The following is a 12477-nucleotide window of genomic DNA, read 5'->3' as shown; positions in this document are numbered from 1 at the left end:
GGAACCGCCTTCAGGCCGCTTGTGGGTGGTGGGCGGGGTGGCTGGACGGCTCCGTTGCCGTGATCACGTCGTCCGAGGTGGCGACGCAGCCGAAGACGCCGCCCTGCATGGTGACCATGTGCAGGGCGGCGGTGTGGTTGGACGGGTCGGTCGCGCCCGTGCAGTCGCTGAGGATCAGGCACTCGTACCCGCGGTCGTTGGCCTCGCGCATCGTCGTGTGCACGCAGACGTCCGTGGTGATACCGGTCAGGATCAGGTGGGTGATGCCGTGCGTGCGCAGGACGAGGTCGAGATTGGTGGCGTAGAACGCGCCCTTGCCCGGCTTGTCGACGATCACCTCGCCGGCCACCGGGGCGACCTCGGGCACGATCTCCCAGCCGGGTTCGCCCTTGACCAGGATCCGGCCGCACGGCCCGTCACTGCCGATCTCGGCGCCGATCCGGGCCGAGCGCCAGCGCTTGTTGGGCGGCAGGTCGGACAGGTCGGGGTCGTGCCCTTCACGGGTATGGATCACGAGCATGCCCAGGTCGCGGACGTGCTCGAGGAGCCGGGCGGTGGCCGGCAGCCCGGCCCGGGTCAGCTCGATGTCGTAACCCATCGAGTCGACGTAGCCGCCCTTGCCGCAGAAGTCGGTCTGCCAGTCGATGCAGATGAGCGCCGTCCTCGACACGGGAACCGTGCCGTCGTACGGCCAGGGGTAGGGGTCGGCCTGGACCGGCCCGATCGATGCGGTCATGTGGTGGCTCCTCTCGCACGGTAGTTACGCCAGCCGCCACTGGCCGTGATGTCAGGGGCGCCGGCCGCCGCGTACGCCTCGCACAGGAAGCCGGTGACCTCGGTGCCGTCGTCGAGGGCGACCCGGCCCAGCGACAGGGGCGCCGCGATGCCGGCCAGGAAGCTGCCGACCTCGGTGGCGGGCATCTGCCAGAGCTCGATCTCGATCGACTCCCCGGCTTCGCTGCGCACCAGGCCGGGAGCACCCGAGGGCAGGTGGTACAGGCGGTAGCAGGGTGCGGTGCGGGCTACGCCGACCAGGGTGGCGCCCCGGTCGAGCAGCTCGCCGTTGCGCGGCTCGCCGCTGAGGTGCAGTCCCACCACGGCGAGGGTCAGGCTGTTGTCGACCGGCAGCGAGCGGGCCAGCAGGGCCAGGGTGTCGTCGCTGAAGGCCGGCCCGAACAGGGTGATCGAGGCGGGCCGGCCGTCCGCGGTGAAGCCGTTGGGTACGGTCACGGCGGCCAGGTCGAGCAGGTTGGCGAACTGCGTATAGCGACCCAGGGTGAGATTGTGGCCGATCAGATCCTCGCCGATCTCACTATGAGTGAAGGTGGTGCCGATCGTCGGAAGGGCCAGGACGTCGATCCGTTCCCACATGCGGTCAGCCGCGTTCCGCAGTTCCTGCAGGCGATGCTGGGCGCGGAAAGCGTCGACCGCCGTGAACCCGTGGCCGGTCTCCAGGACGGCCCGGGTCACCGGGAGCACCGATTCCGGATGCGCCTGCAGGAAGTCATCCAGGTCGGCCAGCCGCTCCGCCACCCACGGCCCGCGATACAGCAGGTCACCGGCCTCGAGCAGCGGTCCGACGTCCACCGTCACGTCGCACCCGAACCGGGCGAAGGCCTTTTCCTGCCCGGCATCTCCGAAGAAATCCAGGGCTTCCGGTACGCCGATCCGCGGCTCGGCCAGCAACGGCCGGCATCCCTCGCGTGACCACGGGTCTTCCCGTACGCGACCCCGCGCGACCCGCATCACCCGGTCCGCCGTGGGCACGTCCCGGGCGAAGATCGAGACACAGTCGAGCGAGCGGCACGCCGGCACCACCCCGAGCGTGCTCAGCAGACCCCGGGTCGGCTTGATCCCGACGATGCCGTTGAGCGCGGCCGGCACCCGGCCCGACCCCGCGGTGTCCGTGCCGAGCGCGAAGGCCACAGTGCCGTCAGCCACCGCGACCGCCGACCCGGAACTCGACCCGCCCGAGATGAGCCCGCCCCCGAAGACGCTCTCCGGCGCGCCGTAGGGGGAGCGCGCCCCGGTCAGCCCGGTGGCGAACTGGTCGAGGTTCGTCTTGCCGACCACGATCGCGCCCGCCTCGACCAGGCGCTGCACGACCGGCGCGTTCCGTTCCGGCAGGTACGCGAAATCGGGGCAGCCGGCCGTCGTCGGCAGGCCGGCCACGTCGATGTTGTCCTTGACGGCGAACGGCATCCCGGCCAGCGGCAGCCGGGGGTCCACCTGCTCGGCGCGTTCTCGCAGCTCATCGGCGCCGAATGCGCTGATCCAGACGTCCGGCCGGCCGCGTACGGCTTCGACGATCGCGTTCGCATCCACATCGTCGATTGTCGACAATTCTGTTACGGGGAATGCTGCGCTTTGTAACGGCGCGATTTCCCTTAGCTCAGATACGTCCGGGCGCCGTGCGCGCTCAACGCCTCGAGGATCGCCGCGGTGTCGCCGCGCTCGACCGCGGCGAACAGCCGCTCGTGCCGGGCCACACCGTCCTCGGCACGGGCCACCTCGGCCTCGCGCCGCATGTTGACCGCCATGTAGAGCTGGATGCGCACCAGCACCGAGCCGTACAGCTCGGCCAGCTGGCGGTTGCCGCTCAGGGCAACCACCGCGATGTGGAACCGGCGGTGCGCGTCGGCCAGCTCGAGCCGGTCACCGGCTTCGGTGGCCGTCCGCATCACATCGAGCGCGGCCCGCAGCGCCGTCAGGTCGGGATCGGCCGGAATCGTGGAGACGGCGTGCCGCTCGAGAACATCCCGCACCTCGTACAGCTCACGCACGTCGTCGTCGGAGAGCGTCGCCACCCGGGCGCCACGCCGCGGAATATGCTCGACCAGCCCCTGCTGGGCCAGCAGCCGCATGGCCTCCCGCAGCGGCGCCCGGCTGATCCCGAGCCGGCGCGTGAGCTGTTCCTCGACGAGGCGCTCGCCCGGGTCGGTGTGCCCACCGAGAATCTCATGACGGAGACGCTCGACGGCCAGCTCGACAAGGCTGTACGTCTGAAGCTCCCCGGTGCTCACGCGACGAGTCTGCCAGCCCGCGCACAACGCCGCGTCAGGCGCTGTCCCGTTTGTCGTCGTGGCGTCGCCGACCTTCGCGCACGCTGGGCCACATAGCCACCAAAATCATGACCACCCCAACAATGATGAGCGCTGTCCACAGCACGGTCATCGTGCGAGGCTACGCCGTCCCCACCCCCTTGGCAGGGTGCCGTAGTGCGCCATCCGCGCATTCAGCCCAAGCCCACCCCGCCCCCTCTTCGACGGCACGTGCCACACCGGCCCTCCCGGCGGTGCCTGGGCGGCCGCCTGAACGCGCACAGCCAGCCGCTCGCACGACGTCGGCTTCGTGGCAACTCGCGGGGCTGTGCAGGTTCTTCCGAGATCCAGGCCTCGGCTCGCCGGCCAGCCGCAGTTCAGGGAGGTGCAGCCCGCACCCAACCTCGGTCGCCCATGATCGCGCTGAGTGACCCGACCCGAACCTCACAGTGCGATTTAAGCCAGACCTAATAGACGGACATCAAAGCACAGGACTAAATTCTCCGCGGGTATCTGGAGCACCATCCTCCAGAAGCTCCCGGCCGAGGCACCCAAGCCGGCCGAGACGCGCGGCGCCGGGTGGCGGCCCGGCGCCGCGCCCCGAACCACCAAGAAACCCGCCACACATGCCAGCCTCGACCGCTAATCCAGCGCCGCCAACCCCCGCACGTCGGCTACGCCACCACGTCGGCTACTCACGACGTCCAGCGCATCAGCGGCGTCACCGTGTGCAGCACATCGGCAGCGCCACCACGTCGCCTACTCAGCACGCCCACCACGTCGGCGACACGGGATACCCAGCGCCTCGACGACGCCCGGCCCACTAAGTCGACTGGCCACGCTCCGCACACACAGCGCCCCCACGGCACTCCGGACCCAGCCTCACCGCGAGCAAACACATCCCGCCGCTCTCCGGCGCCCAAACCCAGCCCGTGACGCACCCACACCCGCGTCAGCCTCAGCCGTGCCGCTCGGCCCCCGGCAGAGCACATAGCCCGTACAAAAAATGATCGAACCAACCACCAAGAGCAAGAAAGCCTTCACCCCCCCAGCCGAAATCGAACCAACCAAGAGCAAGAAGGCCTTCACCCCCAGCCGAACTGGATGCCGAAGGCGACAGGAGCCGAACCCCCCGCCCCGCCACCAACGGCCGCGACACACCGCAACGTGGGGTCTGGGGGCTCGGCCCCCAGGAAGAATGCGAGGAGGCCAGTCCGCGCGTTCTGCGGACAGACCTCCCCACCGACGAGCGGGCGACGAGAATCGAACTCGCGTAATCAGTTTGGAAGACTGAGGCTCTACCATTGAGCTACGCCCGCAACGCCCCCGTCTTGGACGGGGATGCTCGCACAGCTTACTGAATCATCTCCCGTTCACGCGAACCGGATTCCCCGGCAGGTGACTCCAGCGCACGCTCGTGGAAGCGGACCGCATACACTGGCCGTCGCCACGGGGTGTGGCGCAGCTTGGTAGCGCACTCGCTTTGGGAGCGAGGGGCCGTGGGTTCAAATCCCGCCACCCCGACTGACATCAACTATCCGCAGCAACAAGGAGTACGCCTGTGAAGAGCACCGTCGAGACACTGAGCCCGACTCGGGTGAAGCTCGCCATCGAGGTGCCGTTCGACGAGCTCAAGCCGAGCCTGCAGAAGGCGTACCGGGAGATCGGCGCGCAGGTGCAGGTGCCGGGCTTCCGTCGCGGCAAGATCCCTTCAGCGGTCATCGACCAGCGTGTCGGGCGTGGCGCGGTCCTCAACGAGGCCGTTCAAGAGGCGATTCCTCAGCAGATCCTGGCTGCCGTGCGTGAGCACGACGTCAAGACGCTGGGCCGCCCCGAGGTCGAGATCACCGAGTTCGGCGACAACGAGCCGCTGAAGTTCACCGCCGAGGTCGACGTCCGTCCCGAGATCACCGTGCCCGATCTCAAGACCATTTCGGTCACGGTCCCGGCGGTCGAGATCGGCGACAACGAGATCGACGAGCAGATCAACGGGCTGCGGGAGCGTTTCGCCACCCTGAAGACGGTGGAGCGGCCGGCCGCCGAGGGCGACTACGTGCAGCTCGACCTGAAGGCGACCGTGGACGGCACCGAGGTGCCGGGCGGTTCGGCGACGAACATCTCGCACGAGGTGGGCAGCAAGCAGCTGCTCCCGGGCCTCGACGAGGTTCTCGTGGGCCTGGTGGCCGGCGCCGACGCCCAGTTCACGACGCAGCTGGTCGGTGGCGACTTCGCCGGCCGGGACGCGGACGTCGAGGTGACGGTCCGCAGCGTGAAGGACAAGCAGCTGCCCGAGGTCGACGACGATTTCGCGCAGATGGCCAGCGAGTTCGACACGCTGGAGGAGCTGCGCAACGACCTGCGTGAGCGGCTGACCAAGGTCAAGAAGGTCGAGCAGATCTACGCGGCTCGTGACGAGGCGCTGAAGCAGCTGGTCGAGACGGCCGACATCCCGGCGCCCGAGGGCGTCGTCAAGGACGAGGTCGAGGGCCGCAAGCAGGCCATGACCGACCAGCTGGAGCGGATCGGCGCGACCCTGCAGGACTACCTGAGCTCCGAGGACAAGACCGAGGAGCAGATCGACCAGGAGCTGACCGAGGCCGCTCAGGAGGGCGTCCGCATCCAGCTGCTGCTCGACACGATCGCCGACGCCGAGGACGTTCAGGTCTCCGACGACGAGTTCGGTCACGAGATCGTGCACCGTGCGCAGCGCGCTCAGATGCAGCCTCAGGAGTACTACGACCAGCTGGTGCAGTCGGGTGCGGCCTCGGCCGTGTTCGGCGATGTGCGCCGCGGCAAGGCCCTGGCTTCGGTGATGGAGCAGGTCGAGATGAAGGACAGCGAAGGCACCGTGCTGACCCTCGACGACCTCCGCGCCGCCGGCGAGGACGAGCACGCGGGCCACAACCACTGAGGTTCTAGCTATAGAACGCGATCGCCCCGCTGACGATGAGACGGTGTTTTCCGTCACCGCGCTCTTTGCGGCGACGGAAAACCACCGTCTCATCGTCAGCCTCAGAGGGGCATCGCGTTCCGGCTGGCTCAGCCGCGTGCGCTGTCAGCGAACACCTGCCCGAGCGGGAAGCTGATGCGCAATGGACCGGTTAGGTTGGTCGTACGACGGACAACTTGCCGGCCGCCACCGGCCGACACAGTCAGCTGTGAAGGGCTGCCATGACCGATCTTCATCTCCCCGCGAGCCCCGTGCTCCGCGGTGATTCCCTCAGTGGCAACCTCGACGACTCGGTCTTCAACCGCCTGCTGCGTGAGCGCATCATCTTCCTCGGCAGCGAGGTGACCGACTCGGTTGCCAACCGCATCTGCGCGCAGCTGCTGCTGCTTTCCGCCGAGGACCCTGAGCGCGACATCAACCTTTGGATCAACTCGCCCGGTGGCTCGGTCTACTCGGGTATGGCGATCTACGACACGATGCAGTTCATCGACAACGACGTTCAGACCGTCGCGATGGGCATGGCCGCGTCGATGGGCCAGCTGCTGCTCTGCGCCGGCGCCCCGGGCAAGCGATTCTCGCTGCCGCACGCGCGAATCATGATGCACCAGCCGTCCGGTGGCATGGGCGGCACGGCCGCCGACATCGCCATCCAGGCCGAGCAGATGCTGTACACCAAGCGCATGTTCCAGGAGCGGGTCGCCTTCCACACCGGCCAGACCCAGGAGCAGATCGAGCAGGACTCCGACCGTGACCGCTGGTTCACGGCTCAGGAGGCCATGGATTACGGCTTCATCGACAAGGTGATCACCGGGGCCACTCAGGTTCCCGAGGGCGCCGGAACGCTGAACTGAGGAGCTGAAAGATGACTGACATGACCCTGCCCTCCGGGTTCGCGCCGGTGCACAACCGCTACGTGCTGCCTTCCTTCGTCGAGCGTTCCTCGAACGGGATGATGAAGGAGACAAACCCGTACAACAAGATGTTCGAGGACCGGATCATCTTCCTCGGCGTGCAGGTGGACGATGCGTCGGCCAACGACGTGATGGCCCAGCTGCTGACGCTGGAGAGCTCCGACCCGGACCGCGACATCCTGATGTACATCAACTCGCCCGGCGGCTCCTTCACCGCCATGACGGCGATCTACGACACGATGCAGTACGTCCGCCCCGACATCTCGACGGTCTGCCTCGGGCAGGCCGCCAGCGCCGCCGCGGTTCTGCTGGCCGGCGGTACGGCGGGCAAGCGCATGGCGCTGCCGAACTCGCGTGTGCTGATCCACCAGCCGGCCACCGAGGGTGGTTACGGCCAGGGCTCGGACATCGAGATCCAGGCGCGTGAGATCCTCCGCATGCGCACCCAGATGGAGCAGATGATCTCGCGGCACACCGGCCGCCCGCCCGAGCAGGTCCGCAAGGACGTCGACCGCGACAAGATCATGACGGCCGACGAGGCCAAGGAGTACGGCATCGTCGACGTCGTGCTGGCGAGCCGCAAGAAGAGCCTGCAGTCGGTGGGCTCCGGCAGCTGAGGCATCATGTCGGGGGCCGGCCGGTGCCAAATAGACTGGCCGACCCCTGACACGCCCGTTTTGGGGGGTCGGAGAACCGCACCTTTGCGGGTAACGTCGAGCATGCAGCCTCAGTTACGCGGTTCGGCAGACGATGAGATGGCAACGAGGCAATCAGTCCTCAGATCAGGGCCGGCGCAAGCCGGCCGATGAGCTCAAGGAGTACGTAGGTGGCACGGATCGGCGACGGCGGCGACCTACTGAAGTGCTCCTTCTGTGGGAAGTCCCAGAAGCAGGTCAAAAAGCTCATCGCGGGCCCTGGGGTCTATATCTGCGACGAGTGCATTGACCTCTGCAACGAGATCATCGAAGAGGAGTTGGCCGAGACCGGCGAGGTGAAGTGGGAAGAGCTTCCCAAGCCGATGGAGATCTGCCAGTTCCTCGACCAGTACGTGGTGGGTCAGGAACAGGCCAAGAAGGCGCTCTCGGTCGCCGTCTACAACCACTACAAGCGGATCCAGGCCGAGTCGAGCGGCGCGCCCGGTGCGGGCAGTGACGTCGAGGTGGCCAAGTCCAACATCATGCTCATCGGCCCCACGGGCTGCGGCAAGACCCACCTGGCGCAGACGCTGGCTCGCATGCTGAACGTGCCGTTCGCGATCGCGGACGCCACGGCTCTGACCGAGGCCGGCTACGTGGGCGAGGATGTGGAAAACATCCTGCTCAAGCTGATCCAGGCCGCCGACTACGACGTCAAGCGGGCCGAGCAGGGCATCATCTACATCGACGAGGTCGACAAGATCGCCCGCAAGAGCGAGAACCCGTCGATCACCCGCGACGTCTCCGGTGAGGGCGTCCAGCAGGCTCTGCTGAAGATCCTCGAGGGCACGGTGGCCAACGTTCCGCCCCAGGGCGGCCGGAAGCACCCCCACCAGGAATTCATCCAGATCGACACCACCAACGTGCTGTTCATCGTGGGTGGCGCGTTCGCCGGCCTCGATCGCATCATCGAGTCGCGGGTGGGTCACGGCGGTGTCGGTTTCGGCGCTCACCTGCGCTCGATCTCCGAGCGGAACACCGACGACATCTTCAGCCGCGTCATGCCGGAAGACATGCTGAAGTTCGGCCTGATTCCCGAGTTCATCGGTCGTCTGCCGGTCATCACCACGGTCCGCAACCTCGACCGCGAGGCTCTGATCAAGATCTTGACCGAGCCCCGCAACGCCTACGTGAAGCAGTACCAGCGCCTCTTCGAGCTGGACGGGGTCGAACTCGAGTTCGACTTCGGCGCTCTCGAGGCCATCGCCGACCAGGCGATGCTGCGCGGCACGGGCGCCCGCGGTCTCCGCGCCATCATGGAAGAGGTTCTGCTCTCCGTGATGTACGAGGTGCCGAGCAACCCCGACGCCGCTCGTGTGGTCATCAACCGCGAGGTGGTTCTCGAGAACGTGAACCCCACGATCGTCCCGCGCGAGTTCGTCGGCCGCCGCCGTCGCGAGCGCGAGGAAAAGTCGGCCTGACGTTGTCAGAAGCCGCCGCTGTCGTTCCTCCGGGTGCGACGGCGGCGGCTTTTTCGCGTACGCGGTGAGTCCCTACCCGCTCGTGCCGGGCACTTCGGCGTGGCGGTTGGTGAGCGTCTCGAGCACGGTGGTGGCCCACCGGATGTTCGTCTGCTCGTACATTCGCCCCGCCATGAGTGTCAGGTAGGGCCCGACCTGGTCGCTCTCGCGCAGGAACTGGTCTTCGTCGCGCCCCGCCAGCATCCGCTCCCGCAGCTGGTCGTACTGGGCGAGCTTCTCGCGCGACCGTCCGATCCGCTCGGTGGCCGCAGCGAGGATCGCCTCGGGCCGTTCCGGGTCGACGGCCTGCAACTTGACGAGGAACTCGTCGCGCATCGCCGGCGGCTTGGCCGGTCGCTCGCCGAACGCCCGCAGCTCTTCGCGTCCCTCGGCGGTCAGCACGAACACCCGCTTGTTGGGCCGGCGGCTCTGCTCCACCACCCGGGCGCTGACCAGGCCGTCCTGTTCGAGCCGTTCCAGATCCCGGTAGAGCTGCTGCGGAGTGGCTGACCAGAAGTTGGCGACTCCCACATCGAACCGCTTGGCCAGCTCGTACCCCGACGCTTCGCCCTGCGCCAGGGCCGCCAGCAGTGCGTGGCGCAGCGACATCTGGACACCTCCTCGAGCGCAGGTTAGCGTAATCCGCACCTATTCAATTAGTTGACTATAGGGGCCCGCCTTGCACCCGTTCCGAGCCGCCATCGAAGCCCAGGACATCGACGCTGCCCTGGCACTGCTCCACGAGGACGTCGTCTTCCGCAGCCCGGTTGTCTTCACTCCCTATCGCGGCCGTTTCGCCGTGGCCCCGATCCTCAAGGCCGTCGTTCAGGTCTTCGAGGACTTCCACTACACCCGCGAGCTGACCTCCCCGCCCGACCACGCCCTGCTGTTCCGCGCCCGCATCGGGGACATGCACCTCGAGGGCTGCGACTTCCTCCAGGAGGCCCCGGACGGCCAGATCACCGAATTCACGGTGATGATCCGCCCGTTGAAGGGCATCCACGCGCTGGCCGAAGCCATGCAGTCACGCCTGGCCTGACCCGGGTTCTCGCCATGCCCTCGCAGATCTCATCCCGGACGCGGCCATGATCACCGTTCGCGAGATCGAGACGCCGCCCGGCCTCGAGGCCCTCGCCGGCCTGAAACCCGTTGACTACCGCGAGTCGTTCACCTTCACCACGTCGGTCGACCGGCCAGCGGAGCAGTGGGCGCGGCAGACCCTGGAGCGCTGCCCTCGGGGTACCCGGGCGCAAATGATCGCCGTCTGGACGCTGCTGGGCATCCCGCTGGCGCCACCGTGGTCGCGTGCCCAGGTGCTTGGATGGCGGATCCTTCACAACAGTTCCTCTCACATCGTCCTCGAATCGCGGGCCGCGACCGGCGTGACCGCGCGTCTCGTCCTGCACAGCACGGGAACCGACGTGACCCAGGCGATGCTGGTCCGTTTCGACCGCCCCCTCGGGCGCCGGATCTGGACCCGCCTGGCCCCGAAACACCGGCGCTTCCTGCGTGCGCTCCTGGCCCGGGCGGCCGCATCGCCCCCGCCCGCATCGCCCCCGCCCGCGTTCCCTCCGTCTGCATCGCCTCCGTCTGCCTCGCCTCCTCACGCCTGACCGGTCGCGGCTTCGATCGAGTAGGTGGGAGTCAACCGTGGAGCCGCCGCCACGGGTAGGGCCATCGGTAGGGGGTCGGGACAGTTCTTTGGTACTGCCTCCTCCCGGTGAGGGTTGGGCTGCGCCCGGAGCGCTCGTAGGCTTCAGGAATGCGTGTTGCGGTGTGTCAGGTGAACTCGCGGGCCGACCGGGATCACAACCTCGTGGTGGCCCGCGATCTGCTCGAACGCGCGGCAGCGGCCGGGGCCGAACTGGCGGTGCTGCCGGAATACGTCGACTACCTCGGTCCGGGGCAGACGGCGCCCAAGGCCGAGCCGATCGAGGGCGACTTCGCGGAGTTCTTCTCGAACGCGGCGCGTGAGATCGGCATCTGGGTGCACACCGGCTCGTTCCACGAAAGCGGGCCCGACGCCGATCACACCTACAACACGTCCCTGGTCTTCGACCCCGACGGTGGACTGGTCGCGCGCTACCGCAAGATCCATCTGTACGACGTGGAGATCGCCGGCCGGGTCTCCTATCAGGAATCCCGATCGGTGGCGCCCGGCGACGAGACTGTCGTGGCCAAGATCGCCGGCGTCCGCACGGGCCTGTCGATCTGCTACGACCTGCGTTTCCCCGAGCTCTACCGCCGGCTCGCCGTCGAGGGTGACGCGCGCGTCCTGGTCGTGCCGGCCGCTTTCATGATGCACACCGGCCGTGACCACTGGGAGGTCCTGCTGCGGGCCCGGGCGATCGAGAACCAGTGCTACGTCGTGGCGGCCGGCCAGATCGGAGACCACGACCCCGGCCGTACGTGCTTCGGCCGCAGCATGATCATCGACCCCTGGGGGACCGTGCTGGCCCAGGCGCCCGACACCGTCGGCGTGGTGACCGCCGACCTCGACTTCGACCGTCTCGACAAGATCCGCACAGAACTGCCGAGCCTCGCCAACCGGCGCCTCTAGGTTCTGTTGCGTGGGCGGGATCCGGGCCTCGCCAAAGCCCCGCCTCAACTACGAGACAGAACCTGGTTCCGGCTGGAAGGGCGCTCGTCCGGTAGCCGGTGTTTGAGGTGTGTGCTCAGTGGGTCACCGCTGAGGTGTCAGCGGCGTCACAGAAGCTGGATCAAGTAGCCGACCAGGGCGAAGCCGATGACCGCGCCGCCCGACAGGAGCATTGCGCCCCCCATGCGGGAAGGCCCTCGCACGAGGAGCCGGCGCACCGAGACAACCAGCGTGACCAGCACAAGAGCGCCGATGACGAACTGGCCGAACGGCATGATCATGTCTACGAGCACGTCGGCCGCCAGCGTCCGCGAAGCTCCCATGTGCCCACTCTTTCACGTCGCGAAGCGGTTTCGGGTCGTCTCGGAGCACAGATGGGCACGGGGGTCGATTTGCATGAGCGGCACCCGGTCGCGTAACTTTCTCTCTGCCCGAGGGAAACCCGGACGAACGGCGCGAAAGCGACGCTCGCACGGCGTTCCCGATGGGTAGGCGTTACGGTTGACCGGCATGGCCGGGTGGAGCAGGGCAGGGCGACTTGCGCTAGCGAAACCAACCGGGTAAGTTAGTCAAGCCAGCGGGAACCGGGCAAGCAGATCACTCAGTGATCGTCGGCCGGTCCGCGAGGCCACTCTCACGATCTACCCGCCGGAAAGCGGGTGCCTGTCGTGGGGAAAACTTGGGCGATGCGAGCACGATTTCAGATCTTGCGCTTGCGAAGTCGACCAGGTAAGTTTGAGCGGTTGCCCCGGAGCGGTTGGCCGGGTGTGGTTGTTCTTTGAGAACTCAACAGGGTGCTTGATAAGCCAGTGCCAATTAGT

At 67.5% G+C, this 12477-nt stretch carries 12 protein-coding genes and 2 tRNA genes; 8 read left to right on the top strand and 6 right to left on the bottom strand.

What is annotated here, in order from left to right:
• Positions 1–10: 10 nt before the first annotated feature.
• From biuH to LXN57_RS43520, 4 genes are all read right to left on the bottom strand, one after another.
• Positions 11–736, bottom strand: coding sequence for a biuret amidohydrolase (gene biuH / locus LXN57_RS43535; RefSeq protein WP_251804177.1), 726 nt, complete (start codon positions 734–736; stop codon positions 11–13).
• Positions 733–2325, bottom strand: a complete 1593-nt coding sequence (gene atzF / locus LXN57_RS43530) for an allophanate hydrolase (RefSeq protein ID WP_251804176.1) — start codon at positions 2323–2325, stop codon at positions 733–735. The genes biuH and atzF overlap by 4 nt, the downstream gene beginning before the upstream one ends.
• Before the next feature lie 62 nt (positions 2326–2387).
• Complete coding sequence (locus LXN57_RS43525) at positions 2388–3023, bottom strand: GntR family transcriptional regulator (protein ID WP_251804175.1); 636 nt, start codon at positions 3021–3023, stop codon at positions 2388–2390.
• Positions 3024–4289: 1266 nt separating this feature from the next.
• Positions 4290–4360, bottom strand: a tRNA-Gly gene (locus LXN57_RS43520).
• Positions 4361–4491: 131 nt separating this feature from the next.
• On the opposite strand from LXN57_RS43520, the gene LXN57_RS43515 reads away from it, so the two are divergent.
• The 5 genes from LXN57_RS43515 (at position 4492) to clpX (ending at position 9018) form a co-directional block, all read left to right on the top strand.
• A tRNA-Pro gene (locus LXN57_RS43515) sits at positions 4492–4565 on the top strand.
• 37 nt (positions 4566–4602) lie between these two features.
• Positions 4603–5952, top strand: coding sequence for a trigger factor (gene tig, locus LXN57_RS43510; protein WP_251804174.1), 1350 nt, complete (start codon positions 4603–4605; stop codon positions 5950–5952).
• A 260-nt stretch (positions 5953–6212) separates the two neighbouring features.
• The gene (locus LXN57_RS43505; protein WP_221381114.1) at positions 6213–6842 is read left to right on the top strand and encodes a ClpP family protease; all 630 of its coding nucleotides are present in this window, start codon (positions 6213–6215) and stop codon (positions 6840–6842) included.
• An 11-nt stretch (positions 6843–6853) separates the two neighbouring features.
• The gene (locus LXN57_RS43500) at positions 6854–7519 is read left to right on the top strand and encodes an ATP-dependent Clp protease proteolytic subunit (RefSeq protein WP_221381113.1); all 666 of its coding nucleotides are present in this window, start codon (positions 6854–6856) and stop codon (positions 7517–7519) included.
• Positions 7520–7728: 209 nt separating this feature from the next.
• Entirely contained in the window at positions 7729–9018 is a 1290-nt protein-coding gene (gene clpX, locus LXN57_RS43495; RefSeq protein ID WP_221381112.1) for an ATP-dependent Clp protease ATP-binding subunit ClpX, read from the top strand.
• A 72-nt stretch (positions 9019–9090) separates the two neighbouring features.
• Here clpX and LXN57_RS43490 read toward each other — a convergent pair whose 3' ends face one another.
• Complete coding sequence (locus LXN57_RS43490; RefSeq protein ID WP_251804173.1) at positions 9091–9666, bottom strand: PadR family transcriptional regulator; 576 nt, start codon at positions 9664–9666, stop codon at positions 9091–9093.
• Between the two features lie 70 nt (positions 9667–9736).
• On the opposite strand from LXN57_RS43490, the gene LXN57_RS43485 reads away from it, so the two are divergent.
• From LXN57_RS43485 to LXN57_RS43475, 3 genes are all read left to right on the top strand, one after another.
• Positions 9737–10096, top strand: coding sequence for a nuclear transport factor 2 family protein (locus LXN57_RS43485; protein WP_251804172.1), 360 nt, complete (start codon positions 9737–9739; stop codon positions 10094–10096).
• A 46-nt stretch (positions 10097–10142) separates the two neighbouring features.
• On the top strand, positions 10143–10670 hold the full coding sequence (locus tag LXN57_RS43480) for a hypothetical protein (RefSeq protein ID WP_251804171.1): 528 nt from the start codon (positions 10143–10145) through the stop codon (positions 10668–10670).
• Between the two features lie 149 nt (positions 10671–10819).
• Entirely contained in the window at positions 10820–11617 is a 798-nt protein-coding gene (locus LXN57_RS43475) for a carbon-nitrogen hydrolase family protein (RefSeq protein WP_251804170.1), read from the top strand.
• A gap of 146 nt (positions 11618–11763) precedes the next feature.
• On the opposite strand, the gene LXN57_RS43470 is transcribed toward LXN57_RS43475, so the two are convergent.
• On the bottom strand, positions 11764–11979 hold the full coding sequence (locus LXN57_RS43470; protein ID WP_251804169.1) for a hypothetical protein: 216 nt from the start codon (positions 11977–11979) through the stop codon (positions 11764–11766).
• Positions 11980–12477: the final 498 nt, after the last annotated feature.

Origin of the sequence: Paractinoplanes hotanensis (assembly GCF_023717965.1) — a bacterium.
GTDB lineage: Bacteria > Actinomycetota > Actinomycetes > Mycobacteriales > Micromonosporaceae > Actinoplanes > Actinoplanes polyasparticus.
This window is presented reverse-complemented; position numbering and strand designations above follow the sequence as displayed.